The 25,251-nt window shown below is 30.8% G+C and carries 27 protein-coding genes; 26 read left to right on the forward strand and 1 reads right to left on the reverse strand.

Going from position 1 to position 25,251, the window contains the following annotated elements; genetic code table 11:
• The first annotated feature begins 10 nt into the window (after nucleotides 1-10).
• From J2Z24_RS01940 to J2Z24_RS01975, 8 genes are all read left to right on the forward strand, one after another.
• Nucleotides 11-1,270: an ABC transporter permease subunit gene (locus J2Z24_RS01940; RefSeq protein WP_035150395.1), complete on the forward strand. Its 1,260-nt coding sequence runs from the start codon at nucleotides 11-13 to the stop codon at nucleotides 1,268-1,270.
• 145 nt (nucleotides 1,271-1,415) lie between these two features.
• Nucleotides 1,416-1,934, forward strand: a complete 519-nt coding sequence (locus J2Z24_RS01945; protein ID WP_051593382.1) for a VanZ family protein — start codon at nucleotides 1,416-1,418, stop codon at nucleotides 1,932-1,934.
• A gap of 527 nt (nucleotides 1,935-2,461) precedes the next feature.
• Nucleotides 2,462-2,878: a hypothetical protein gene (locus J2Z24_RS01950; protein ID WP_035150398.1), complete on the forward strand. Its 417-nt coding sequence runs from the start codon at nucleotides 2,462-2,464 to the stop codon at nucleotides 2,876-2,878.
• Nucleotides 2,879-3,072: 194 nt separating this feature from the next.
• Complete coding sequence (locus tag J2Z24_RS01955) at nucleotides 3,073-3,312, forward strand: single-stranded DNA-binding protein (protein WP_205611270.1); 240 nt, start codon at nucleotides 3,073-3,075, stop codon at nucleotides 3,310-3,312.
• Nucleotides 3,313-3,397: 85 nt separating this feature from the next.
• The gene (locus tag J2Z24_RS01960) at nucleotides 3,398-4,888 is read left to right on the forward strand and encodes a DUF1538 domain-containing protein (RefSeq protein ID WP_035150507.1); all 1,491 of its coding nucleotides are present in this window, start codon (nucleotides 3,398-3,400) and stop codon (nucleotides 4,886-4,888) included.
• A complete protein-coding gene (locus tag J2Z24_RS01965) occupies nucleotides 4,885-5,553 on the forward strand; it encodes a P-II family nitrogen regulator (RefSeq protein ID WP_035150400.1) in 669 nt (222 codons plus the stop codon). The genes J2Z24_RS01960 and J2Z24_RS01965 overlap by 4 nt, the downstream gene beginning before the upstream one ends.
• 449 nt (nucleotides 5,554-6,002) lie before the next feature.
• Nucleotides 6,003-6,899: a DUF5655 domain-containing protein gene (locus J2Z24_RS01970; protein ID WP_035150404.1), complete on the forward strand. Its 897-nt coding sequence runs from the start codon at nucleotides 6,003-6,005 to the stop codon at nucleotides 6,897-6,899.
• A gap of 36 nt (nucleotides 6,900-6,935) precedes the next feature.
• On the forward strand, nucleotides 6,936-7,460 hold the full coding sequence (locus J2Z24_RS01975) for a hypothetical protein (RefSeq protein WP_051593383.1): 525 nt from the start codon (nucleotides 6,936-6,938) through the stop codon (nucleotides 7,458-7,460).
• A 274-nt stretch (nucleotides 7,461-7,734) separates the two neighbouring features.
• Here the strand turns inward: J2Z24_RS01975 and J2Z24_RS01980 are convergent, their stop codons facing one another.
• Nucleotides 7,735-8,385 carry a MutH/Sau3AI family endonuclease gene (locus J2Z24_RS01980; RefSeq protein ID WP_035150408.1) on the reverse strand — a complete coding sequence of 217 codons (651 nt, stop codon included), beginning with the start codon at nucleotides 8,383-8,385 and terminating at the stop codon, nucleotides 7,735-7,737.
• A 121-nt stretch (nucleotides 8,386-8,506) separates the two neighbouring features.
• Here J2Z24_RS01980 and J2Z24_RS01985 point away from each other — a divergent pair, with 121 nt between their 5' ends.
• The 18 genes from J2Z24_RS01985 (at nucleotide 8,507) to J2Z24_RS02070 (ending at nucleotide 25,251) form a co-directional block, all read left to right on the forward strand.
• Nucleotides 8,507-9,223: a TRM11 family SAM-dependent methyltransferase gene (locus tag J2Z24_RS01985; protein ID WP_035150410.1), complete on the forward strand. Its 717-nt coding sequence runs from the start codon at nucleotides 8,507-8,509 to the stop codon at nucleotides 9,221-9,223.
• 70 nt (nucleotides 9,224-9,293) lie between these two features.
• Entirely contained in the window at nucleotides 9,294-10,073 is a 780-nt protein-coding gene (locus J2Z24_RS01990; RefSeq protein ID WP_035150411.1) for a DNA-methyltransferase, read from the forward strand.
• A 17-nt stretch (nucleotides 10,074-10,090) separates the two neighbouring features.
• Nucleotides 10,091-11,977, forward strand: a complete 1,887-nt coding sequence (locus J2Z24_RS01995; protein ID WP_206538616.1) for a DpnII family type II restriction endonuclease — start codon at nucleotides 10,091-10,093, stop codon at nucleotides 11,975-11,977.
• 215 nt (nucleotides 11,978-12,192) lie between these two features.
• Complete coding sequence (locus J2Z24_RS02000; protein ID WP_035150413.1) at nucleotides 12,193-12,984, forward strand: ImmA/IrrE family metallo-endopeptidase; 792 nt, start codon at nucleotides 12,193-12,195, stop codon at nucleotides 12,982-12,984.
• Nucleotides 12,985-13,048: 64 nt separating this feature from the next.
• On the forward strand, nucleotides 13,049-13,435 hold the full coding sequence (locus J2Z24_RS02005; protein WP_035150415.1) for a helix-turn-helix domain-containing protein: 387 nt from the start codon (nucleotides 13,049-13,051) through the stop codon (nucleotides 13,433-13,435).
• Nucleotides 13,436-13,447: 12 nt separating this feature from the next.
• Nucleotides 13,448-13,816 (forward strand): hypothetical protein, encoded by a 369-nt coding sequence (locus tag J2Z24_RS02010; RefSeq protein ID WP_035150418.1) that lies wholly within the window; start codon nucleotides 13,448-13,450, stop codon nucleotides 13,814-13,816.
• An 18-nt stretch (nucleotides 13,817-13,834) separates the two neighbouring features.
• The gene (locus J2Z24_RS02015) at nucleotides 13,835-14,545 is read left to right on the forward strand and encodes an ImmA/IrrE family metallo-endopeptidase (protein ID WP_035150419.1); all 711 of its coding nucleotides are present in this window, start codon (nucleotides 13,835-13,837) and stop codon (nucleotides 14,543-14,545) included.
• A gap of 208 nt (nucleotides 14,546-14,753) precedes the next feature.
• Entirely contained in the window at nucleotides 14,754-14,981 is a 228-nt protein-coding gene (locus J2Z24_RS02020; RefSeq protein ID WP_035150421.1) for a hypothetical protein, read from the forward strand.
• 209 nt (nucleotides 14,982-15,190) lie between these two features.
• The gene (locus J2Z24_RS02025; RefSeq protein ID WP_035150424.1) at nucleotides 15,191-15,625 is read left to right on the forward strand and encodes a sigma factor-like helix-turn-helix DNA-binding protein; all 435 of its coding nucleotides are present in this window, start codon (nucleotides 15,191-15,193) and stop codon (nucleotides 15,623-15,625) included.
• 80 nt (nucleotides 15,626-15,705) lie between these two features.
• Nucleotides 15,706-16,419 (forward strand): antA/AntB antirepressor family protein, encoded by a 714-nt coding sequence (locus J2Z24_RS02030; RefSeq protein WP_035150426.1) that lies wholly within the window; start codon nucleotides 15,706-15,708, stop codon nucleotides 16,417-16,419.
• A gap of 213 nt (nucleotides 16,420-16,632) precedes the next feature.
• Nucleotides 16,633-16,782, forward strand: a complete 150-nt coding sequence (locus tag J2Z24_RS02035) for a hypothetical protein (protein WP_156950262.1) — start codon at nucleotides 16,633-16,635, stop codon at nucleotides 16,780-16,782.
• Nucleotides 16,769-17,113, forward strand: a complete 345-nt coding sequence (locus J2Z24_RS02040) for a hypothetical protein (protein WP_035150430.1) — start codon at nucleotides 16,769-16,771, stop codon at nucleotides 17,111-17,113. Before J2Z24_RS02035 ends, J2Z24_RS02040 begins: the two co-directional genes overlap by 14 nt.
• Entirely contained in the window at nucleotides 17,110-18,246 is a 1,137-nt protein-coding gene (locus J2Z24_RS02045) for a DUF2800 domain-containing protein (protein ID WP_035150432.1), read from the forward strand. Before J2Z24_RS02040 ends, J2Z24_RS02045 begins: the two co-directional genes overlap by 4 nt.
• Before the next feature lie 47 nt (nucleotides 18,247-18,293).
• Nucleotides 18,294-18,833, forward strand: coding sequence for a DUF2815 family protein (locus J2Z24_RS02050; RefSeq protein ID WP_035150434.1), 540 nt, complete (start codon nucleotides 18,294-18,296; stop codon nucleotides 18,831-18,833).
• 69 nt (nucleotides 18,834-18,902) lie between these two features.
• A complete protein-coding gene (locus tag J2Z24_RS02055; protein WP_035150437.1) occupies nucleotides 18,903-20,858 on the forward strand; it encodes a DNA polymerase in 1,956 nt (651 codons plus the stop codon).
• Nucleotides 20,859-20,925: 67 nt separating this feature from the next.
• Nucleotides 20,926-23,313 (forward strand): virulence-associated E family protein, encoded by a 2,388-nt coding sequence (locus J2Z24_RS02060; RefSeq protein WP_035150439.1) that lies wholly within the window; start codon nucleotides 20,926-20,928, stop codon nucleotides 23,311-23,313.
• 296 nt (nucleotides 23,314-23,609) lie between these two features.
• A complete protein-coding gene (locus J2Z24_RS02065) occupies nucleotides 23,610-23,897 on the forward strand; it encodes a VRR-NUC domain-containing protein (protein ID WP_035150440.1) in 288 nt (95 codons plus the stop codon).
• Nucleotides 23,872-25,251, forward strand: coding sequence for an SNF2-related protein (locus tag J2Z24_RS02070; protein ID WP_035150443.1), 1,380 nt, complete (start codon nucleotides 23,872-23,874; stop codon nucleotides 25,249-25,251). Before J2Z24_RS02065 ends, J2Z24_RS02070 begins: the two co-directional genes overlap by 26 nt.

Consider the following 25,251-nt stretch of genomic DNA (forward strand, 5'->3'; position numbering starts at 1 on the left):
GGTGATGACTTTGAAAGAATTAATAAAATTTGAGATAAATAAAAGTATACGTAGACCAATGGTTTTAGGAATTTTTATAGTAATTCTACTTGTTGATATATTAATGATATTCTTTGGAACATTTGGAAGTGAACCAACTCATGGTATGCCATATAGCAAGGAAAAAGTAACCCAACTTCAACAGGAACAATCAAGTTTCGCAGGTTTGATTGATGATGCATGGACACAACATATCATGGATTTGAAAAATGGAATATTGAATAATCCAGCTAACCAGGTTAACGAGGAAGAACGTAAAAGGATAACTGAGGAATTGCTTGCTCAAGGACTTTCGGAAGAAACCATCAATTCTCCTGACAATATTGGAAGATTTATTAGGGAAGATGTTTTTAATAGTCGAGAGCTTCAGAGTTTAGAAGATCCTGAAGTAGCGTCAAACTTTTATGAGTGGGCTGATAAATTTGGAAAGGAAACAGCTGAATATTATCGTGAAACCTATGAAGGTCAAAAGGGTGAGGCTTTGGCTTCAAAAGCGGAGGAAATGTATGGATATTTAAGTAATGAGTATAAGGCCTATTACGATTACGGGTGGGGGTGGTCAAGGCTACATGCTATGCAAACAGTCCTACCTTTTACTATTGGTCTACTCTTAATTGTGGTACTAACACCAATGTTTTCTTATGAATATGGTAAAAAAACAGATTCACTTCTTCTTAGCGCAAAGTATGGAAAGAGCAAATTAATTAAAGCAAAGATGATCGTAGGATTTTCACTTGCAGTTTTGTCATGGTTATTAATACAGCTCATTAATATTGCTATTATATTCTCCTTCTTTGGGATAGAAGGTTCGAAATCTTTTGTGCAGAACTGGGCTGTGAATCCAAGTCCTTACGCATTTACCTATCTAACAAGCTATTTAGCTGTGACAGCTATGAGCTTTGTTGGTCTATTGTTTTTGACTTCTATGATTTTGTTTATTTCATCTAGAAGTAAAACAGCTTTTATATCACTCATTATTAGTGCGATCATTACTCTGCTTCCTACAGCGCACCTCGATATATTTGCTAGTAGGATAGTGCAGAAAATCCTAATGTTTCTACCTACTAATATATTAATAGGTGTAAATCATTTTAAAACTTTTGAAGCATTTTATCTATTTGGTAATGTAATTATGCTACCTTCTACTGCGATGGTTGTTGCCAGTATACTATCGATTCTAATGGTAATGGGGGCATATTTTAGCTTTAAACGACATCAAGTAGAAAATTAAAGAATCACCCTATAATAAAATTAAGACAGCGATTAGGGGATTCTTAAATTGATTAAAAAATGGGACAGGTGATTGGACATAAATGTTTTATATTTGAAGAAAAATGTGTAGGAGAAGATAATTTATAATTCGTAAAGGAGTATACATGAGTAATAATATGAAGATCATTATCGATTTTGTGGTGCTAGCTATATTATATAAAGTTGTCTTTTTTAATAGATGGAGAGCAAAAGGAAAAGCAAAGTTGCTTGTCAATACAATTATGTATATCTATATATCATTAGTATTGTATGTTACATTAATGCCAGTTATTGTTTCTATACCATTTATTTTTAATCATCCGTATATACCGATGAATATGATACCTTTTGATGATTATTTTTCGGGTAGAGGCGATACAGTTCGCCAGATTATTCTTAATGTAATTATGATGATACCGTTAGGATTTTTACTACCAGTAGTGAAAAAGCAGAATATATTATCCATTCTATTCTGGGCGTTTTTATTTAGCTTGGGTATTGAATTGACCCAACCGCTGATTAATGGTTTTCGTGCTGCAGATATAACAGACTTAATCACAAATACAATAGGGGGTCTTTTGGGGTATTTGTTATATATAGTCTTCAAACCGCTAATAAATAAAATCATGCTCCACTTAAAGTAAATTTGCGCAAGCCTAGGTAAGTTAAAGGCCATATTATTCTCATCATAAGAGATGTAGTGGATATGTTCCCGTATACCGATAACCCCAAAAACGCAGTGGATATGTTTCTGAGAACGGACATACTCAAATGACATCAATTCTATCCTCTCGAGCCATGTTGAGTGTGTTGTCTTGATGTCAAGGATTGAGAAATAGAGCACTTTAAAATACTAATAAATAAAGGGTTTCCGAGGTTATAAGATTTTCTGCCTGTTGTTCGGCAGTGTCTTATTACCTTAGAAATCCTTATTTTTGTTTGGTAAGGAAACAAGTCGACCCAGTAATGTGTGAAGGGTTGTAGAGATAGATTAGATAACTTCGAAGGGTTGTGGAGATAGAATAGATGACAGCTAGTGGTTGAAAATAATTATCTCCATTAAATAAAAACAATTGATAACAAACACAAAAATTAAAATATACATTGTAATGTCATATACTCATATCATATAATATAGTTAATATATTCCAGAAGAAGAGGGGGTAATAGTATGGCGACTGTAAATATAACACAGGAAATGAGAAATAGAGCATATGAATTTTCAACTGATATAATTATGCAGAATAACCAATTTGATAGGATGCATCCCGAAAATGTTAGAGATATAAATGAAAGAAATACTATTCGGATTAATCGAACTTATGTGGGAAAGCTTGCTGAATTATGTTTTAATGAATATTTAAATGCTAATAACATATTTGTAGATATTGATGATATGTTTATGATATTTGAGGGACAAGAAAATGTAGATGATTTTGACTTTTGCCTGCCAAATGGTGGAACTATAGATGTAAAAGCTGCAGTATTTAATAATCATCGTAATTTGGTGGTGCCTATAGAGGAAGAAATGCAAAGAAGATTTCAAAATACTATTTGCAAGGCAAAAAAGGGTTCAGGAGGCCAATGATTATGAAGATACGTTATTTCCAAAGATACCATGAGAAAGAGAATGTTGTAACAGCAAATGATTAGACCGTCAATTGAGGGGCACGCCCTTGGTTTGGCGGTTATCTTTTTTAGTTATATATTGACTGTTTCGAGAATGTTGTATACAATGTTGTTATAAATGTTGTTATAATGTTTTATGAGAGGGTGATTATTATGGATGTAAATGAGTTGCTGGAAATTGCAATAAAAGAAACGAATAATTTATTGGATGGAGAGGTTTTTCTTGTAAAAGAGTTGTTTAAAGGTTATGAATGGAATCGGATTGCTGTTAAGGATAGACTTTTACTAGGAACACTATTTTTGAATCATGTTCACAAAAAAGAATCTGGTCTGATGGCGATTGAAAAAACTTCTTCTCATCAGCAAAAGTATAAAAAGACTACCAAACAATAATCAAGGAATAGAAACTGAGAAAACTTATGAGTGAGGTGTTGCTTACATCATAGAAAGTATAATTAAATGAGAAAGGATGACTGCTTTGAATGTAATTGTTTCAAAATTTAAAGAAGTACTGTTCTCGGTCCTCCCGATTACAGTGATGGTATTAATACTTAATTTTACTATATCACCAATGGAAACCCCTTTAATTATTAGATTTTTAATTGGTTCTTTGTTTGTGGTATTGGGTTTGACTATTTTTTTACTTGGAATTGATATTGGGATCACTCCACTTGGAGATCTGACAGGATCATCACTTGCGAAATCAAATAAGTTGTGGATAGTGCTGATAGGCGGACTAATACTTGGTTTCTTTATATCAATTGCAGAGCCAGGGCTAATGGTTCTTGCGAATCAAGTTGATTTAGTTACTTCAGGACAAATACCAGGCATAAGCATACTTGTTATTGTGTCTATTGGTTTAGCGATTTTACTGGCATTAGGTTTTTTAAGAGTTTTCTACAATGTTCCCCTATATAAAATACTAATCATTTTATACCTAATTATATTCGGGTTATCAATATTCACTTCCAGAGAATTTTTAGCAATTTCCTTTGATGCTTCAGGCTCAACAACAGGGATACTAGCAGTGCCATTTATTTTATCCCTTTCTGTTGGTATTTCAAAGCTGAAAAAAAATAGTAAAGCATCTGAAAAGGATAGCTTTGGATTGGTTGCTATTGCATCAACGGGTGCTATTATATCAGTTATGATTTTAGATATATTTACGAAAACGGATAAGTTTTCTGCTGCACTTGATTCGAGTATTTCTGGCTCGGATTCTATAATCAGCCCATTTATTAGAATGATTCCAGATAATTTGAAAGATAGTTTTATGGCTATCCTACCTTTGTTAGTAATACTGTTGGTTCTGCAAAAAGTTACTTTTAAATTATCGAAAAGAGACTTGCGTAAACTACTAACAGGTTTTGGGTTTTCGTTTGTAGGACTGTTCATATTTTTCTTAGGAGTCAATGCTGGTTTTATGGATGTAGGAACGAGTATAGGTAATAATTTAGTTTTATTAGATAATAAGGCGTACATTATTATTATTGGTTTTATATTGGGAGTGGTAACTATTCTAGCAGAACCAGCTGTTTACGTTTTGACACATCAGATTGAAGATATAACGAGTGGCTATGTAAAGAGAAAAGTAGTACTGGTTCCATTGGCAATTGGAGTTGGTTTAGCAGTAGCACTATCGGTTATTCGAGTTTTGGTGGTAGATATACAGTTATGGCATTACTTATTGCCCGGATATATTGTCTGTATATTGCTGATGTTTTTTACACCTAAACTTTTTGTAGGGATAGCTTTTGATGCGGGTGGTGTAGCAACAGGGCCTATGACAGCAACTTTTATTTTAGCCTTTATTCAAGGGGCTGCACATGCTTTTGAAGGGGCAGATTTGATGGTTGATGGTTTTGGTATGATAGCGATGGTTGCCATGACACCAATTATAACCTTAGAAGCTTTAGGTTTGGTATTTGCTTTAAAGTCAAAAACTAAAGGAGTTGAAAAAAAAGGATGATTAATTATGATAGTATACCTATTTTTGAATTGATTTATGTAATTGTAAACTATGGAGCGGGTAGCAGGGTTTTGCATAAGGCTAAAGAATATGGAATTTCTGGGGGAACAGTTTTCCTGGGAAGAGGAACTGTTAATAATTCATTATTAAAGTTCTTTTCCTTATATGATGAAAAGAAGGAAATAGTTTTAATGGGAACAGACAAACATACTGCAGATCATGCTTTAGTTGAACTAAACAAAGATTTTCAGTTTGAAAAACCAAATCATGGAATTGTATTTACTACCAGTATGTGTGAAATAATTGGATCAAGGTGTTGTATATGCGAAGAAAATGAAGAAGAAAGAGGTGTAAATGAACCTATGTATCAGATTATTATAACTATTGTGAATAGAGGAAAGGCTGAGGACGTAATTGAAGCAGCAAAAGCTGCTGGATCAAAGGGTGGAACAATAATCAATGCAAGAGGATCAGGGGTAAATGAAACGAGCAAATTATTCAACATGGACATAGAACCTGAAAAAGAAATGGTTATGATTCTTTCTAAGGAAGATATAACAGAAAACATTGTATCCTCAATACGTGAAAGGTTGGAAATTGATAAGCCAGGTAACGGCATAATTTTTATTCAAAATGTTAATAAGACATATGGGATTTACGAATAAAACTTATTTGTTACTGATAAGTTTGATGGTATAGATACTATATGGGGGTAGGGAACTAAGTTATAGTCATTGATATGTTCCCTCCTACCGATAGTGCCAAAAATGCAGTGGATATGTTTCCGACAACCGACAAATCGAAAGACATTCATTCTATCCTCTCAAGCCATGTTGAGACGGTAGTTAAGATAGTACGCAAATAGGCTGATATCAAAGGCTTTGGAGGATTTTAACTAAATATTGATGTGTGTTTTATGTTCCCCAAGACTTCGGTTTTGGGGATTTTTCGAGTTAGGGGGTTGTACAAATACGCAGAATAGAGGGTTTTGCGTTAAGATATTTAATTTGCGTATTTGTTTGGCTACAGCAAAATGGATTATGCTTCTTGTGGTAGTAGATGGTTATGATATAATTAAGGAGATTAAAAAAGTTTTATAGATGGAAGGGATAATATGTCAGATATTAAGCTGTTTAAAATACATAATGGAGTAGAAGAACTACCAGCTACATGGGCATCGCTAGAACGAGAATTACAGACATTGATTGAAAAAAATATGCCTATACTTTTTGGAGTTACTTTTCTTAAAAGTGAATATGTAACATCTAATGGTGGTCGTATGGATAGTTTAGGCATTGATGAAAATAATTGTCCTGTAATTTTTGAATATAAAAGAGCTAGCAATGAAAATGTAATAAATCAGGGATTATTTTATTTAGATTGGCTGTTAGACCATAAAGCAGATTTTGAACTTCTAGTTATGAAAACATTAGGAAAAGAATACTCTGATAAATTAGATTGGAGCATGCCACGTCTTATTTGCATAGCAGGAGATTTTACGAAATATGATGAATATGCTGTAAAGCAAATTAATAGAAATATAGATCTTATCAGATATAAAAAATTTGGAGAAGAATTGTTGATGTTTGATTTAATTAACTCAAATGTAGCCACACCAATTAATAATGTAGATGAAGAAAAAGTATCAAAACAAAGTACGGATAAGACATTTGATGATCAACTAGAAACTACAAGTGAAAAACTAAGAGAATTGTATGATTCCATTAGGAATTATATTTTAGCACTTGGTGATGATGTAACGGAGAATAAGCTTAAATTGTATAGTGCATTTAAAAAGATAAAGAATATTGTATGTGTAGAAGTTAGGATGAAAAGCATAATGCTATATTTAAGATTGAATCCCGAAGAGATTACTCTTGAAAATGGTTTCACAAGGGATGTAAGTGAAATTGGTCATTGGGGAACTGGTGATTTAGAAGTTACAATAAAGGATACTCAGGATTTTGAAAAAGCTAAGGAATACATTGATAGGGCTTATGAGATGAATTGAGTTTTAACTTTTATAAGGGAAGCGGGAGGTATTATATTGATTAAAACGGAAAAACTAAATGTTAATGGAAATAGAAAACAGATAAGAGAAGAAGTTATAAAAAAATTTTTAAATGAAGATCCAGGCACTGGAACTGGAGAAAAGTGTTCCAAATATAGATATGATGTTGAAGAAATAAGTGATGGCTCTAAGGTATATTTAAGAAGACCTGCGCCATTAAATAAAGGCGTAGACTTTGAGGTACATGTTGAAAATGTGCGATTTAAAGAAAGAGGAAGGGTTCATATGCCTAGCCATTCGGATATTATACAGGATTTAATAGACAAGAAAAATTATAATCCTGCTGAATACCAAAAAGTAATAATTATTATTAATAAATTGTATAATTGTGAGTTAGTTAAAGAAGAAGAATATAGAAATATTAACTTTGATATAGGCCATTCAATAGAAGCAATATTAAAATCAATAAAGTGGCTATTTATAGAACAAGATGTTACTTATTGGAATTGGAGTGGACGAGCTATGCTATATTTAAAGTTAAGAGAAGAGAACTTATGTTAAGTTAAGTAGAGTCAATAGGTGCAGTATAAGTATAGTTACTATGCCATAGTTATTTTAATGGTGTAATTATGGCTTAATAAATTTAAAAATAGCAATTATTAGGATGAAAAATGTAAAAAAATAATTTATTGTATAATATCACATATAATCAATAATTAATATAAATGGGTAGTAATATGTAAAATTATAAAATATGTGGGGGACCGTTAAATGATAAAAATTAACAAATAAACTATCTATGCTTAATAAAGTTTAGATAGTTTATTTGTTTTTTCTATTTTATATTTACAATATATTTCATAAATTCCTTTTTAAAATAGAAGGCGTGATTTTTATTTGAAATTTCTTTATTATATATATCAGAATGAATAGGATGATAAGGTTTTGAATCTTTACTACGAATTTGAATATATTTGCCATTTGAAGTATGAATAAAGCCATCGCTACTAGTTTCAATATGTTCATTAAGTTGAGTACAAATAGAATAGTAATCTTTTTCTAATTGTAATTTTAAATCATGGAATTTAGGCTCATCTAAATTTACGTGAACACAAGGTAAGAACATCCAATCACATGGGTCACCAACTTTACTTATTGGCACATAAAGTAGATTATTCATTTTTTTATAAAGTTTACTTTGATAAAAATCATTGCTATTTAACAGTTCATCTATCATTGTTGAAATTTGAGTTATAAACATTGTTTCTAATGGCTTTCCTGTAGTGTCACATTTATTTGTTTTAAGTTCACCATCTTCAAAATCTAAATTGGTGTTAGACAAATTAAGACCTATTGTTATTTCCAAAAGTTGTCCACTTTTTCCTTTATTTTTTATAATATCCCTCATTTGCTCTTCTTTTAAGATATGTCCAAACTTTTTACCTGCTAAATCATCTATTAGCTTTTTAGCTTCATCTAATTTCATAATATCGCTCCTTTTAGTAATGTATTTTTATATAAGTACAACATTAATTATATAATTAATAGCATAATTTGTATATAAAGGATATATATTGCCTAAGATTATATGTATAGAGGTGAATAAAATGGATGAAGCTTTTAAATTAGAAACAAAATCATTATGGAGTTTTAAAGAAAGAGGAGAATGGGCTACTCATAAAGGAGATTATCCAGGTAATTGGAGTCCATTTGTTCCTAAAAATATTATTCTAAGATATTCAAAGCAAAATGATGTAGTGTTAGATCAATTTTTAGGAAGTGGAACTACGCTTATAGAAGCAAAATTGTTAAATAGAAGAGCAATTGGGTGTGATATTAATCCTAAGGCATTAGAGATAGCTAAAGATAGAATTTCAAGAGTTAAAGCAAATACTGCTATACAATTAATGGAATGTAATGCTAGAAATTTGGATTGTATTAAAGATAATTCGATAGATTTGATATGTACTCATCCGCCATATTCAAATATCATAAAATATAGTAAAAATATTCAAGGAGATTTATCATTATTAAATCTTAATGAATTTTATGAAGCAATAAAAGAAGTATCAATAGAATGTTTTAGGGTATTAAAAAAAACAAAATACTGTACAATTATGATGGGCGATATAAGAAAAAATGGTTGTGTAATTCCATTAGGATTTAATGTTATGAATTTATTTTTAAATCAAGGATTTAAATTAAAAGAAATAATTATAAAAGAACAGCATAATTGCAATTCTACAAAATTTTGGAAAGAAATAAGCTTAAAAAAGAATTTTTACCTATTAGCCCATGAATATCTATTTGTTTTCTTCAAATAATAATTGGATTTATTTTTAAATACCTTTATAATATAGATTGGATGATGCTAGATATAAAGGTGGAGATAGTATGCAGTATGTGAAAGATAGCAATTATAAGTTGTTATTAGGAGATTGTATTAAAGAATTGAAGAAAATTGAAAGTAAATCAATAGATATGATATTTGCAGATCCACCATATAAACTTAGTAATGATGGAATAACATGTAAGTCAGGGAAAATGGTAAGTGTAAATAAAGGAAGTTGGGATAAATCTTTAGGACTTGACCTTGATCATAAATTTAATATGAAATGGTTAAAAGCTTGTGATAGAGTTTTAAAAGATGATGGAACTATATGGATATCGGGCACATATCATATTATACATTCAATAGCTTTTGCACTTCAACAAATGGATTACTACATAATAAATGAAATTACATGGGTAAAACCTAATGCTGCACCTAATATGGGATGTAGATGTTTTACTGCAAGTCAAGAAACAATACTTTGGCTGAAGAAGACAAAAAAAGCAAAGCATACTTTTAATTATCAGCTTATGAAAGAACTGAATGGTGGTAAACAAATGAGAAGTGTATGGGAAATACCAACAACTCCAAAACGGGAAAAAATGAATGGTTACCACCCTACTCAAAAACCTAAAAAACTATTATACAGGTGTATAATATCTAGTACTAATGAAGATGAGTTGATATTAGATCCATTTTGCGGCTCTGGAACAACAGGAGTTGTGGCTAGAGAAAACGATAGAAAATTTATTGGAATTGATATTGATAAGGAATATTTAGAAATTACAAACAAAAGATTAAAACAAGTAACGGAACAAACTATTGAAGAAGTAAAAAGATGAATTTAGGAGTGATAATGATGAATTTTAATGTAAAACCATTTCTAAAATGGGCGGGAGGAAAATCACAGCTTTTACACGAAATAATCCAAGAATTACCGATAAATATTAAACAGATAAAAAGATATGTAGAACCCTTTGTTGGTGCTGGTGCCGTATTTATACATTTTTTAGAAAATAATTATTTTGAAGAATATATTATAAATGATATAAATTATAAATTAATAAATTTATATAAAGTTATTAGAGATAGACCAGATGATTTAATTGAAAAACTTGAAAAACTAAAAGCACAATATTTAGAATCTGATTCAGAAGAAAGAGAGCAACTGTTTTATAAAATAAGAACTAATTTTAATAATGCAGAATGTGATATTATACAGTCATCTGCATATTTTATTTTTTTAAATAAAACTTGTTTTAATGGATTATATAGAGAAAATTCAAAAGGTGAATTTAATGTTCCATTTGGTAAATATAAAAATCCAAGTTTTTTTGATGAATTACAATTAAGAGAAATATCAAGATTGTTGAACTTAAAAAATGAAAATGGGGAATTCAAAGTTAAGATACTAAATAAATCTTTTGATGAACTTGAAGAATATGTAGATATTAATACATTTGTTTATTGCGATCCGCCATACAGACCAGTAACATTGGGAGGATTTACATCATATAATAAAAGCAATTTTAATGATAAAGAGCAGATTTTATTAAGAGATTTCTTTGAAACGCTACATAAAAAAGGTGCAAAGGTAATGTTAAGCAATTCCGATCCTAAGAATTTAGATGAAAAAGATAATTTCTTTGATGATTTATATTCAAAATTTAATATAAAAAGAGTTTATGCTAAGAGAGCTATAAATTCAGCAGGTGATAAGAGAGGAAAAATTACAGAACTATTAATAACAAGCTATAAAGAGCAAGCTAATAGTGAAGCAGCAACGACTAAGATAGATGAATGTATAAAAGAATACTTAAGAACTGAATCTAGTGATTTAGTAAAAATATTCACTAAATCTTTATTAGAAACAAATAGAGGGTTTAATTTCTATGTGAATTGGCAAAGACCAGCTACAATTGTAAGTCAATATAATATAGAACTTAATACTTTGAATGCATTAGTTAAAAATAAAAACTATGATGATGATTTTAAAAAAATAGTTAAGAGATTTCCAACAGTGATAAATGTCTTACCAGCTTTATTTGCTTTATCAAAAGATGAAAGAGAAAACTTAAGAAAAGGTAAGGATGTTTTGAAAGTTGTGAATATAGATGCGTTAGAAGATGATTTGCTTGAGTATAGATTTAATATTGGAGAGGAAGAAAATCTAACTGAAGAAGAAATAGAAAAATATTTAGACTTTACTAAAAAGATAGGATTGAAATACTTATTTACAGATTTATTAGAAAAACACTTAATTGATTATCTAATAGGATGTGAAGTAGGATTAGATAGTAACGGAAGAAAAAATAGAGGCGGATTGGCATTTGAGTTAGCATTAGAACCAATAATATATAATATCGCAAAAAAATATAATATAAAAATGTTAACTCAAAAACAATTTAAAGTTTTGAGGAAAATGGGATTTGAAATTTCAGAGGATATAGCTAATAGGAAGGCTGACTTTATATTAATTAAAGATAATAAAATTATGAATATAGAAGCAAATTTTTATGGTGGTTCTGGATCAAAACCAGAAGAAATAATAGACTCATACATAAATAGACAAGAAGATTTAAGAAATAATAATATAGAATTTGCACTTATAACTGATGGCAAAAAATGTTGGGGGAATGACCATAAGCCACAATTGTTAAAAGGATTTAGACATTTAAACTATCTATTGAATTTCAATATGTCTAAGAATGGAATGTTAGAGGAAATAATAAACAACATTTTTTAAATTATTTATAATGTAGCTTCTATTTTATTATGTGTAAGAATTTGAAAAAAAAAAGAATATTTAATAAATAATGGACAGACACTTTTCAATGATTTTAAAATACCCGTAGAGTTAAAGTTAACTCTACGGGTATTTTTTATATGTTGACAGGAAGAATTTGGAGATGTATAATGTTCTCATAAAAGCATACACGCAACAATGAAAGGGGCGATGAAATGGTTAACTTAGACTTTAAACAAAAAAGGAATGGTGTTCCTGTTCTATCAAAAGATGAAATTGATAATTTAGCGGAAATAGTAATTAATGATTATAATTCTAAAATGTTAAAAGAAGCAAGTGCTTTAGATGTTGAGGAATTTTTAGAATTTTATACTGAATTAGAAATGGATTATAAAGATTTAACCCATAATCAATCCATATTAGGTATGACAGTTTTTAATGATTGTAATATACCAGTGTATGATGCTAAGAATAATAAGGCTAAAAGAATACCTGTAAATGAAGGAACGGTTCTTATTGATAATAGCCTTTTAAATGAAGATCAATTAAGAAGAGGACGATTTACTATAACCCATGAAATAAGTCATTGGCTTATACATAGGCAAGTATATCTAGTAGACAAAAACCAATTATCACTATTTGATTTTATGGAAGATCAAAAACAGCCAGTTGTAAAATGTCGTACTAGTGATATCGAAAGTACTAGAAGAAAAAAATTAGTAACTGATGATGATTGGATGGAATGGCAAGCTGATTCAATGGCATCAGCATTGTTAATGCCTAAGTCAATATTTGTAGAGGTTGCAAGAGATAAATTTATATCTGCTGGAATGGAAAAATGCTATTATGAATTAGGTTCTGATCTTGAAAAAGATTTATGGGCAGATTTATTACCTTATGAATTAGCAGATATATTTGATGTATCAGTAACTGCAGCTAAAATAAGACTTAAGAATTTAGGATTCATACGTGAAGAACAAGGAAATCATCAATATTTTCTTGTATAAAATAAACAAAAAGCTTAATTATATAAACTAGCATGTTTTGCTAGTTAAAAGGGAGGTGTAAAGAATGAGTCCAAACAAATTTGGAGAGTTTGTATCAGAGAGAAGAAAAGAAAAAAAGATTAGTTTAAGAAAAATGGCAGAACTTTTGGATCTTTCTCCAGCATATTGGAGTGACATTGAAAAGGGCAGAAGAAATCCACCTAACATTAACAAACTTCAAGAAATAGCTAATATATTAGGTCTGTCTCATGATGAATTGGATGATATGATAGATATAGCTTCAGAGGATAGAGATGAAATTCCTATGGATTTACCAGATTATATAAAAGAAAGTAATTTAGCTAGAACTGCTCTTAGAAAAGCTCGTAAAATGGATGAAGTCGAAGGCAAAAGTGGCGTTACAGAAAAAGCATGGAAGGATTTTATAAAGGCTTTAGAAGAGGAAGAATAAGGAGGCTTGTTTGTGAATGAGATATTTAAAAAGATGATTGAAGATAATTTTTATGGAGATATATTTAATTCTTTGCAAGCAGAAATTACAAACAATTATGATGAATATGATTTGACTCTAAGAGCCAATGTTGTTCAGGAAGTGCTAGAAGCAGAACTTGATAGCATTGATGTTTTAAGAATTTTTGATATTAATCAAGATGAAGAAGATGTAACTTTTAATATGTTAGTTAGTTGTAATATTGAGATTAGTGATTATGCTTATAATGAAAACATCTCAGAGTCAATTTGTCAGTGGTTTAAGCTAAGTTGTAGTGCTGTCTTAGAAAATGCTACATTAAAAGATTTTACTGTAGATGAAATTGAAGCCTATAACAAGTAAAAAGGTGGGGATATGTTAATGAATTTAAGTAAAGATTTAGTGCCAATTATATATAAAAAGGATATGGATAAAGAGGCAACAAAATTTTTGCTAAAGTACTGTCCAGAAGCTTTAGAGAAACCTATGCCTATACCAGTAGAAGATATTGCAGAATTAGAAATGAATCTTGAGATTAATTATGTAAATATTGACAGAAATTATGATATATTAGGCATGATGATATTTTCTGATGGGTTAGTAGAGTTATATGATAAGGAGCAAAACCAGTGCATTAAAAGAAAATATAATAAAGGAACTCTACTTGTAGAAAGTGATCTTTCTGAGCCAAACTCCAGAGGTAGAGAAAGATTTACTATTGCTCATGAGATAGTTCATTGGGACAAGCATCAGCTAAGATTTATTACTCTATCCTATAAAGATAAAAGATTAGCGAAGGCATGTCGTTGCCCAAAAGAGAAACCATATAAACCTAAAACACCAGATGAATGGGTTGAATGGCAGGCAGATAATTTAGCGGCTGCAATTCTGATGCCATCAGACATGTTTAAAAAGAGGATAGAAGAGCTTAAAAAAACTTATAAAGCAGGGAAAAAAATTAATGATTTTATGTGGAAAGGATATAGTCTAGATATGGTCAAAGAGTTTATTATTAATGAATTAGCTTCAACTTTCCAAGTTTCAAAACAGGCGGCAGAAATAAGATTAAATACTTTAGGAATTTTGCTATAAAAGATAATAGCAGATGGTTAGTTTATGTTGTTATCTTTTATATACATTAATATAAGTGCAGTAAAGACGAATATAGTGTAGGTTTTATTTTTTTTATTCCTTATGTTAGCTTATATGCATACATGACACATAACGACAATTTTTTTTAAGTTAAATGTTCGCTTGAAAGCCTACAGGACATAAAAACAGATAAAAAATGGAGGTGCCTATGGTATTAAAAGAAGTAAGAGACAAAGGAAAACACCAAAAGTTATTATTTAAAATTATTATTGAAAAAGATTCTTTCTTTATATCAACTAAATGTAGAGATCATAAAGAACCTATTTTAATTGATATTGGTTCAATTGTTAGTTCATATGTAGATAAAGAAACAATGGAAAAAATGAAAGCAACTTGTAAATTAATTTATAAACAGAAAACTAAAGAATTATCTTAAAAATTATCTTAAAAATTCAATAAATAACAATCCCTTGTGAGCTGCTTGATAGCCGGATTGAAATGTCAATGCAAATTGAGAATTATTTCTCAATGCAGGACATTTCTCCGGCTATTTTTTTTGCCCTTTTTTGGGTCAAGTGATGTGTAAATACAGCATTTTCATCGGTAATACAGTTTTAAATTCCAAAATTCAAGGAGGTAAATAAAATGAAAAGAGTTATTAAAATAGGTAAAGAGTTAGTGGAAGTAAGTGAGGAACTTTATAAAGAGTACTACAAAATGGGAAGACGTGAAAGATATATGCAAAATGATATAAAGGTAGGACGTATTGATGTAGATATGGAGAAACAAAAGGTTACTTTTGTTGATAGTAAAGAGGATTCTGTTGAAAGGTTAATAGATAAAGGATTAGATTTTAAAGATGCCCAAGCTGTAGAAGACATTGTCTGTGATAAGGCAATGCTTTTTATTTTACAGAAGGCTATGGAAGAACTAGATTGTGAGGAGCAAGAACTTATAAAGAGCATTTATTATAAAAACCTTACAGTAAGAGAAGTTGCAAAAGAAAAAAACGTTTCTCATGTAGCTATTGTTAAAAGACATAAAAAAATTTTAGAAAAGCTTAAAAAATATTTTTTATAAATTTGGTTACCAAACATACCTCCTTATTGGCTAACAAGTGAGGGGGGTATCTCCCATCACAATATACGGAGGTTATATAAATGAATGAATTAATTAAAGTAGATTATAGCAAAGAAGAACCAACGGTATCTGGTAGAGAATTACATGAATTTTTAGAGATCAAAACAAAGTATGGGGATTGGTTTAACCGTATGAAAGAGTATGTATTTACCGAAGGAACAGATTATATATTGGTTACTCAAAAAAGAGAAACCAATAATCCTAAAAATCCTACTACGAAATTTATAGATCATGAACTTACAATTCCAATGGCAAAGGAATTGTGTATGATTCAAAGAACGGAAAAAGGGAAAATGGCACGTCAGTATTTTCTTTCTATAGAAAAGGCATGGAATACACCAGAAATGGTTATGTCTAGAGCATTAAAGATGGCAGATATAACAATAAGAAATCTACAGATAGAAAATGAAGAACTATTAGTTGCTAATACTAATATGCAACCCAAGGCTGAATATTTTGATGAATTAGTAGATAGAAATTTACTTACTAATTTTAGAGATACAGCTAAAGAATTAAAGGTTAAGGAAAAAGTATTTATTAGTTTTCTTCTAAATATAAGATATGTCTATCGTGATAAAAAACAAAAACTTAAGCCTTATGCAGATAAAAATGATGGATTGTTTGAAATTAAGGAAGTAAAAAATGAAAGGACAGGATGGGTTGGTACACAGACACTTATTACTCCAAAAGGAAGAGAAACTTTTAGGCTTTTAATAAAAGGATCATCTATATAAAAATTTTCAAACATAGGTTACCCCAAATGTATTTTTAAAGGCTAATAACTGAGGAGTATTACTTAAATTTGAGTAATACTCCAGGAATAAAGCAACTTTTATTATTTAGAAAAGAAAAAACAATAAAATTTTAGAATTTTGGTTACCAAACCATAGATTTCATTGGCTAATAAGTGAAGGGATTAATTTTAATAAGGAAGGGAGTAAAAAGATATGGAGGCAAATGTAAATAAAGAAATGCAAGATGAAATGGTTGGTGTTCTTACAGCAATAAGTATTGTATCTAAGAGATTAGCTACAAGATTAATAGAACAAAGTGAAAAAGAAAATAAGAAAGGAGAAGTAAGGCATGAACAAAACTAAAATAATTCAAGACATTATAGTAAATATAAAGGGTATTACTGGTAGTTTAGAAACTTTAACAAAAGTCTTAAATGAGCCAGTAAATTCAGAAGAAGTAGAAGGAAAAGAAAATGTAGTAAAAGAGTCTAAGGCTAAAACAAATAAAGAAGATTCACAAGAGCAAAAACAGCCAACCATAGAAGAAGTTAGAGCAGCTATGGCTGAGAAAAATCGTGAAGGACATAGAGAAGAAGTTAAGGCAATTATAGTAAAACATGGAGCAAATAAGCTAACTGCACTTGAGCCAAAGTGTTATTCAGAGGTACTTAAGGAAGTTGGTGAAATAAAATGAGTGGTTCTTATAATGAGCATTCTAAATTTTCACCTTCAGCAGCTCATAGAATTTTAGCTTGCACACCTTCAATGCTTTTAGAACAGCAGTTTCCAAATGAGACAAGCACTTATGCAGAAGAAGGAACTGCGGCACATGATCTCGCTGAACATAAATTAAAGAAAGCTTTAAAAATGAGGTCAAGAAAACCAGTTAGCAAGTATGATTCAGATGAAATGGATGAGTATACAGATATTTATGTAGAGTACAGTTTAGGAATTATAGAAAAGGCTAAGGAAAATTGCAAAGACCTTCAGATTTTAATTGAGCAAAAGTTAGATTTTAGTGATTATGTTGAAGGTGGCTTTGGAACTGGAGACCTTGTGATAGTTGGAACAGGTACACTTCATGTTATAGATTTTAAATATGGTAGAGGGGTTATAGTAGCTGCAGAAAAAAATCCACAGATGATGCTTTATGCATTAGGTGCTTTATCCTTATTTGATATGCTTTATGACATCGAAAAAGTTACTATGACTATAGTTCAGCCAAGAGTAGATAATTTTTCTACTTATGAAATAACCGTAGAAGAACTTCTTAAATGGGCAGAAGAGGAACTAAAACCAAAAGCAGAATTAGCATTAAAAGGCGAAGGGGAATTTTGCCCAGGAGAACATTGTAGGTTTTGCAAAGCTAAAAATCAGTGTAGAGCTAGAGCAGTTAAAAATTTAGAACTTTTAAAATATGAATTTAGAGACCCAGCATTACTTTCAGATGATGAAATAGCTGAAATTATGGGAGTTGCAGAAGAACTTTCTAAGTGGGCAAGTGATATTTATACCTATGCTACAGCACTTGCTATTAATGAAGGCAAAAATTGGGGTGGATTTAAACTTGTAGAAGGAAGGACTAGAAGAAAATATACAGATGAAGAAGCTGTAGCTGAAGCTGCAAAAGGTGCTGGATATAGTGATATTTATAAGAAGAACTTAATTTCCATAACTGAGATGGAAAAGTTAATGGGAAAGAAAAAATTTAAGGATATATTAGGCTCTTTTGTAGAAAAGCCAAAGGGTAAATTAACATTAGTTTCAGATACAGATAAAAGAAATGCAGTAGATGTGGTAGCTGCAGAGTTTCAAATTGAAGAATAATATACAGCTTAAAATAGCTGAATTTAAAATATTAGGAGGATTTTGTTATGAGTAAAAATTCAAAAGTAGTAATACCAGGGAGATTAAGTTATACAAATTTATTTGAACCAAAAAGTATTAATGGAAGTGAGCCTAAGTATAGTGTTTCTATAATCATACCTAAAGGTGATAAGAAAACTTTAACTATGATTCAAAAAGCAGTTGAAGATGCTAAAAAAGAAGGTATAGGTAAGTTTGGAGGAAAGATTCCTAAAAACTTAAAAACTCCACTAAGAGATGGGGATATTGATAGACCAGATGATCCAGCATATGAAAACAGCTATTTTATAAATACAAATTCAAAAGATGCACCTCAGATTGTAGATAAAAGAATACAGCCAATTCTTGATAGAAGTGAGGTTTATAGTGGATGTTATGGAAAGGTAAGTGTTAACTTTTATGCTTTCAATGTAAATGGAAATCGTGGAATTGCAGCAGGTCTTGGTAATGTTCAAAAGCTTCGAGATGGGGAATCTTTAGGTGGTCATAGTAGAGCAGAGGATGATTTTGAAATTGAAGAAGATGATGATGACGACTTTATGTCATAGAAATAAAATAACTTTTATGCAGCTAGAGCCTTATTGGCTCTTTGCCTTGCATAAGGAGGTAATGAAAAATTGAAAATATTATCTATAGATATAGAAACTTTTTCTGATGTTGATATTGGTAAATGTGGTGTGTATCGTTATGCTGATAGTCCAAATTTTGATATTTTGTTATTTGGATACAGTATAGATGGTGGACTAGTAGAAGTAATAGATATGGCTAGTGGAGAAAAACTGCCACAGTTTATTATAGATGCAATAATTGATGATAATGTTATAAAAACAGCTTTTAATGCTCAGTTTGAAAGGGTTTGTTTAATGAGATATCTTTCAAGATTACTAAATAAAAATATATACCTTCATCCATTTTCATGGAGTTGTACAGAAGTACAGGCTTCAACACTAGGATTACCACTTAGTTTAGCAGGAGTAGGCAAAGTGTTAAAACTTGATGAGCAGAAAATGGATGAAGGTAAAGCATTAATTAGATATTTTTGCACACCTTGTAGAGCTACTGTAGCTAATGGTAGAAGAACAAGGAATATGCCCAAGGATGTTCCAGAAAAATGGGAGTTGTTTAAAAAATACAATGCTAGAGATGTTCAGGTGGAACTTGCTATTCGTGAAAAGTTAAAGAAGTATCCTATACCAGAAAAAGAGCAAGAATTTTATGTACTAGATCAGAAAATAAACGATCTAGGATTATTAGTAGATAGAAAATTAGTAGAAGAAGCTATTTCTTGTGATAGGCAGTTTACAGTTGCAGCTACAGAAAAAGCATATGAATTAACAGGACTTGAAAATCCAAACTCTGTAGCACAACTGAAAGGTTGGCTAAAAGATAGGGGAGTTGAAGTAGAGAGCCTTTCAAAGAAAGCTGTAATGGATTTAGTAGAAGAAACAGAAGGAGAAGTTGCTGAAGCTTTAAAGTTAAGACTTTTAATGGCTAAAACTAGTGTTAAAAAATATGAAGCTATAGAAAGAGCAGTTTGCTCTGATGGCAGGGTTCATGGATTATTTCAGTTTTATGGTGCAAATAGAACTGGCAGGTGGAGTGGGCGTTTAGTTCAGTTCCAAAACCTACCTCAAAATCATCTTAAGGATTTAACTCTTGCAAGAGATTTAATAAAAGAAGGTAGATTTGAAGATGTAGAACTTTTATTTGGAAATACACCTAGTGTTTTATCTGAACTTATTAGAACTAATTTTATTCCTAAAGAGGGGCATTGTTTTATAGTAGCAGATTTTTCAGCAATAGAAGCAAGAGTAATTTCATGGCTTGCTGGTGAAAAATGGAGACTTGATGTTTTTGCATCCCATGGAAAGATATATGAAGCGGCTGCATCTATGATGTTTCATGTGCCTATTGAAAGCATTACTAAAGGAAGTCCACTAAGGCAGAAAGGGAAAATATCAGAATTGGCTTGTGGATATGGTGGTGGTGTTGGTGCTTTAAAATCTATGGGTGCTTTGGATATGGGAGTTGAGGAATCTGAACTTCAAGGTCTTATTGATAATTGGAGAACTGCAAATCCTCATATTGTGAAGTTCTGGTGGGATGTTGATAAGGTAGCTATTAAAGCAGTAAAGGAAAGAGGCATAGCATCTACACATGGAATTATTTTTACTTATAAAAGTGGAATGTTATTTGTTACTTTGCCATCTGGAAGAAATCTTGTTTATGTAAAACCAAGGATTGGATTAAACAAATTTGGTAGAGAAGGACTTACTTATGAAGGTATTGGAGCAACAAAGAAATGGGAAAGAATAGAAACTTATGGACCTAAAATTGTAGAAAATATTGTGCAAGCAACTTCAAGAGATTTATTGGCAGAAGCCATACTTAGATTAGATAAAGCAGGGTATAAAATAGTTGCCCACGTACATGATGAATCCATATGTGAAGTACCTATAGGAGAAGGTTCTGTAGAAGAAATGTGTGCAATTATGGCAGAATCACCTAAATGGGTAAAAGGGTTACCCTTAAAAGCAGATGGCTATGAATGCAATTTTTATATGAAAGATTAAGTATGTACTTAGCAAAAGGAAAGTACATCATAGAAAAAATAAGGGAAGAAAAGGAGGTAACAGTACCATGAATTTTGTTATTTCAACTGGTAATAGCCGTAAAGATAAATTATGGAAAAAACAATCAGTAACTTGGGAGGAGTTTACAGAAAAACTTTCTCATACAACTGTTACAAGTGAAACCCAAGCAGAGTATAGAAAAATGAAAAAATTTCAGCAGGATAATGTAAAAGATGTAGGTGGTTTTGTAGCAGGAGAACTTAAAGATGGGAGACGTAAGAAGGAAAATGTTTTATCACGCTCCATGTTAACTTTAGATATGGATTATGCAGATGATGCAGAAGTAATAACTTCAGATATTGAAATGCTATATGATTATGCTTGTTGTATTTATTCTACTCATAAGCATACCAAAGATAAGCCAAGGCTTAGAATTATTATTCCTTTATCAAAAACTGTAAATGCAGATGAGTATCAAGCTATATCACGAATGATAGCAAAGCAAATTGGTATTGAGTTATTTGACGATACTACTTATGAACCAAATAGGTTGATGTACTTTCCTAGTACCTCATCTGATGGAGAGTATTTCTTTAAAGTTATTGATGGAGAATTTTTAAATCCGGATGATATTCTTTCTTTATATAAAGATTGGAAGGATACATCTTTATGGCCTGTATCTTCAAGGCAAACAGCTATTATTGAAAAGACTATGAAAAAGCAGGAAGATCCTTTAAAGAAACAAGGTATGGTAGGAGCATTTTGTAGAAGTTACACAATTATAGAATCTATAGAAACTTTTTTATCAGATATTTACGCACCTAGTATTATTCCAGATAGGTATGATTATATTCCTGCTGATTCTGCAGCTGGGGTTATTATTTATGATAATAAATATGCATATTCACATCATGCTACAGATCCAGCCTGCAACAAACTTTTAAATGCATTTGACCTTGTAAGAATTCACATCTATGGAGATATGGATGAAGATGCAGATGAAAAGAAACAGTTACCATCTTATAAAGCAATGGTGGAATTTTGCAAAGAAGATGAAAAGGTGAAAAGGCAACTTTCAAAAGAACGTGAAGAAGAGGCTTTGGAAGAATTTAAAAATGATAATGAGTGGGAGCTTAATTTAGAACTTAATAAAAATGGAACAGTTAAAGATACTCTTATTAACATAACAGAAATATTTCGTCATGACAGTATGTTTCAAGCTATAGCTTATAATGAGTTATCTCATACCATAGATGTTAATGGAGAACTTCCATGGAAACAAGTAAAAAAGGGATGGAATGATTCAGACCTTTCTTATGCCAAAGTGTATTTAGATAAAAAGTATGGTATTTGGTCTCCTGGAAAGTTTAAAGATGCACTACTTGCAGGAGCATCAGAAAGAGCATTTCATCCAATTAAGGATTATTTCAATTCACTACCTAAGTGGGATGAAAAGGAAAGAGTAGATACACTTCTTATTGATTATTTTGATGCTGAAGATAACCCTTATACAAAAGAAGTTATGAGAAAAACTTTAGTTGCAGCAGTAGCTAGAATATATGAACCTGGTACAAAATTTGATTATGTTTTGATTTTAAATGGAGATCAAGGTATTGGAAAATCTACTTTCTTTTCTAAGCTTGCAGGAAAATGGTTTTCTGATAGTTTAACTATATCAGATATGAGAGATAAAGCTGCCGCAGAAAAACTTCAAGGATACTGGATTTTAGAACTTGGAGAACTTGCAGGTCTTAGAAAAATGGATGTTGAAACAGTTAAATCTTTTATAACTAGAACAGATGATAAGTTTAGACAAAGCTATGGAGTAACTGTTGAAAATCACCCAAGACAGTGTATTATAGTTGGAACTACTAATGCAGAAAAAGGCTTTTTAAGAGATGTTACAGGCAACAGAAGATTTTGGCCTGTTCAAGTTAAATTAGGGAAAAAGAGTGTTTGGGATGAACTTACACAAAATGAAGTTAATCAAATTTGGGCAGAGGCAATTGTAAAGTATAAAGCAGGAGAAGAGTTAACTTTAAAAGGAGAATCAGCAGTAATGGCTTATCAGCATCAGCAAGAGGCTATGGAAGAAGATGATCGTGAAGGTCTTGTTAGAGATTATTTAAATACACTTTTACCTCATAATTGGGATGAGATGGACTTATTTCAAAGACGTAATTTCTTAGTTGGTGACAGCGAATTTGGTACTGAAACTTTAGTAGGTACTGAAACTTTAGTAGGTACTGTAAAAAGAGAGAGAGTATGCATTCAAGAGATTTGGTGTGAGTGTTTTGGTAAAAAGAAAGAAGATATAAAAAGAAGTGATTCTTTTGAAATACAAGGTATTTTAGTAAAAATAGGAGGATGGAAGCGTTATATGGGTAATAAATTTGGTAAAATGAGAATTCCTATTTATGGTCCACAGTTAACATATATAAGAGATGAAAACTAAAGCATATTTACAAGAACTAAATAATTGTTTCTAAGATACTTAAGATTAAAACAGGTACATTTTAAAAACTTGTACCAAAGGCAGATAAAACAAAGGCGTATTATATATTAGTTCTTATGTTCTTATCTCTATTATAGAGTATGTATTTATATTATATATAGAGTATATAGGGTACGCACGTATATATACGCACGCGTAAGAGTTTAAAACCCTAAGAAACAGCCTTTAAGAACTAAAGATGGAAGGTAAAAATCATAATCTCAGCTATAGAAAAAAGCATGGGAGGTAAAAAAGTTATGAGAGAAAAAGATATAGAGCAGAAGTTTATTACAGAAGTGAAAACAAGAGGTGGACTAGCATTAAAATTTATTTCTCCTAATGTGAATGGAGTGCCAGATCGTTTGGTGCTCCTACCTAAAGGTAAAATAGCATTTGTAGAATTAAAAGCACCAGGAAAGAAAATGAGACCTCTTCAGATAAAAAGAAAAATACAATTAGAATCATTAGGATTTTTAGTTTATTGCATAGATAGGAAAGAGCAGATAGAAGGTGTTATAGATGAAATTGAAAAAAGTAGATTATAAGCCGCATGGATATCAAGCTTTTTCAACAGAATTTATATTAAAACATAAATCAGCAGGACTTTTCTTGGAATGTGGTCTTGGAAAAAGTGTAATAACTTTAACTGCAATTGTAGAACTTATGTACAATATGTTTGATGTTTCAAAAGTTTTAGTAATTGCACCGCTTAGAGTAGCTGACACTACATGGCAAGATGAAATAGAAAAGTGGGAACATCTAAAATATTTAAAGCTTTCAAAGGTATTAGGAAGTAAGAAAAATAGGATAATGGCACTTTATAAAAAAGCAGATGTATATACCATAAACAGAGAAAATGTTCCATGGCTTGTGGATTTTTATAAAAATGATTGGCCTTTTGATATGGTAATTATTGATGAACTTTCAAGTTTTAAATCTCCATCAGCTAAAAGGTTTAAAGCATTAAAGAAAGTAAGACATAAAATTAAAAGAATTGTAGGTCTTACTGGGACACCTGCACCAAATGGTTTATTAAATATTTGGAGTCAGATTTATCTTTTAGATGGTGGAGAGAGATTGGGAAGAACCTTTACTGGCTACCGCAATAGATATTTTCATCCACAAAAATATATAAATGGAGTTATTCCAGCAGATTATGTTATTAATGAAGATGCAGAAGAAAATATATATGAAAAGATTTCAGATATCTGTATCAGCATGAAGGCTCTTGATTATTTAAAAATGCCAGAGTGTATTTTTAATAAAGTTATGGTGGAGTTATCAGAAAAAGATATGAAACTATATCATAAGCTTGAAAGAGATTTATTATTACCATTTGAGGATAGTGATGTTGATGCAAAAAATGCGGCAGTACTTTCTAATAAACTTCTGCAAATGGCAAGTGGTGCTGTTTATGATGAGTTTGGTGATGTTAAACTTATTCATGATAAAAAGTTAGATGCACTAGAAGATTTGATAGAAGCAGCTAATGGTAAATCAGTTCTTGTGTATTATGGATTCAAACATGATAAAGATAGAATTAAAGAACGTTTTGAGGTAGAAGAAATTAATACTTCAGATGATATTGCAAAGTGGAATGAGGGAAAAATACAAATTGCTATTTGTCATCCAGCATCTACAGGACATGGACTTAATCTTCAAGAAGGTGGATGTACAATTATTTGGTTCTCTATGACTTGGAGTTTAGAACTTTATCAGCAAGCTAATGCAAGATTATATAGACAAGGACAAAAGCATACTGTGGTGATTCACCATATCATAGCAAAAGATACAGTAGATGAAAAAGTTATACAAGCTTTAGAGAATAAAGATACAAGTCAAACTGCTTTAATTGATGCAGTTAAAGCAAGAATTAAAAAGCAGGAAGGGAGAGCCTAA

It is taken from the genome of Clostridium tetanomorphum, from assembly GCF_017873215.1.
GTDB classification, from domain to species: Bacteria; Bacillota; Clostridia; order Clostridiales; family Clostridiaceae; genus Clostridium_AO; species Clostridium_AO tetanomorphum.

Excerpts from the sequence above, each read along its gene's own strand:
- J2Z24_RS01945 (WP_051593382.1), top strand. The coding sequence starts at position 1,416 with ATGAGTAATAATATGAAGATCATTATCGATTTTGTGGTGCTAGCTATA.
- J2Z24_RS01950 (WP_035150398.1), top strand. The coding sequence starts at position 2,462 with ATGGCGACTGTAAATATAACACAGGAAATGAGAAATAGAGCATATGAA.
- J2Z24_RS01955 (WP_205611270.1), top strand. The coding sequence starts at position 3,073 with ATGGATGTAAATGAGTTGCTGGAAATTGCAATAAAAGAAACGAATAAT.
- J2Z24_RS01965 (WP_035150400.1), top strand. The coding sequence starts at position 4,885 with ATGATTAATTATGATAGTATACCTATTTTTGAATTGATTTATGTAATT.
- J2Z24_RS01970 (WP_035150404.1), top strand. The coding sequence starts at position 6,003 with ATGTCAGATATTAAGCTGTTTAAAATACATAATGGAGTAGAAGAACTA.
- J2Z24_RS01980 (WP_035150408.1), bottom strand. The coding sequence starts at position 8,385 with ATGAAATTAGATGAAGCTAAAAAGCTAATAGATGATTTAGCAGGTAAA.
- J2Z24_RS01985 (WP_035150410.1), top strand. The coding sequence starts at position 8,507 with ATGGATGAAGCTTTTAAATTAGAAACAAAATCATTATGGAGTTTTAAA.
- J2Z24_RS01990 (WP_035150411.1), top strand. The coding sequence starts at position 9,294 with ATGCAGTATGTGAAAGATAGCAATTATAAGTTGTTATTAGGAGATTGT.
- J2Z24_RS01995 (WP_206538616.1), top strand. The coding sequence starts at position 10,091 with ATGAATTTTAATGTAAAACCATTTCTAAAATGGGCGGGAGGAAAATCA.
- J2Z24_RS02000 (WP_035150413.1), top strand. The coding sequence starts at position 12,193 with ATGGTTAACTTAGACTTTAAACAAAAAAGGAATGGTGTTCCTGTTCTA.
- J2Z24_RS02005 (WP_035150415.1), top strand. The coding sequence starts at position 13,049 with ATGAGTCCAAACAAATTTGGAGAGTTTGTATCAGAGAGAAGAAAAGAA.
- J2Z24_RS02015 (WP_035150419.1), top strand. The coding sequence starts at position 13,835 with ATGAATTTAAGTAAAGATTTAGTGCCAATTATATATAAAAAGGATATG.
- J2Z24_RS02020 (WP_035150421.1), top strand. The coding sequence starts at position 14,754 with ATGGTATTAAAAGAAGTAAGAGACAAAGGAAAACACCAAAAGTTATTA.
- J2Z24_RS02025 (WP_035150424.1), top strand. The coding sequence starts at position 15,191 with ATGAAAAGAGTTATTAAAATAGGTAAAGAGTTAGTGGAAGTAAGTGAG.
- J2Z24_RS02030 (WP_035150426.1), top strand. The coding sequence starts at position 15,706 with ATGAATGAATTAATTAAAGTAGATTATAGCAAAGAAGAACCAACGGTA.
- J2Z24_RS02035 (WP_156950262.1), top strand. The coding sequence starts at position 16,633 with ATGGAGGCAAATGTAAATAAAGAAATGCAAGATGAAATGGTTGGTGTT.
- J2Z24_RS02040 (WP_035150430.1), top strand. The coding sequence starts at position 16,769 with ATGAACAAAACTAAAATAATTCAAGACATTATAGTAAATATAAAGGGT.
- J2Z24_RS02045 (WP_035150432.1), top strand. The coding sequence starts at position 17,110 with ATGAGTGGTTCTTATAATGAGCATTCTAAATTTTCACCTTCAGCAGCT.
- J2Z24_RS02050 (WP_035150434.1), top strand. The coding sequence starts at position 18,294 with ATGAGTAAAAATTCAAAAGTAGTAATACCAGGGAGATTAAGTTATACA.
- J2Z24_RS02060 (WP_035150439.1), top strand. The coding sequence starts at position 20,926 with ATGAATTTTGTTATTTCAACTGGTAATAGCCGTAAAGATAAATTATGG.
- J2Z24_RS02065 (WP_035150440.1), top strand. The coding sequence starts at position 23,610 with ATGAGAGAAAAAGATATAGAGCAGAAGTTTATTACAGAAGTGAAAACA.
- J2Z24_RS02070 (WP_035150443.1), top strand. The coding sequence starts at position 23,872 with ATGAAATTGAAAAAAGTAGATTATAAGCCGCATGGATATCAAGCTTTT.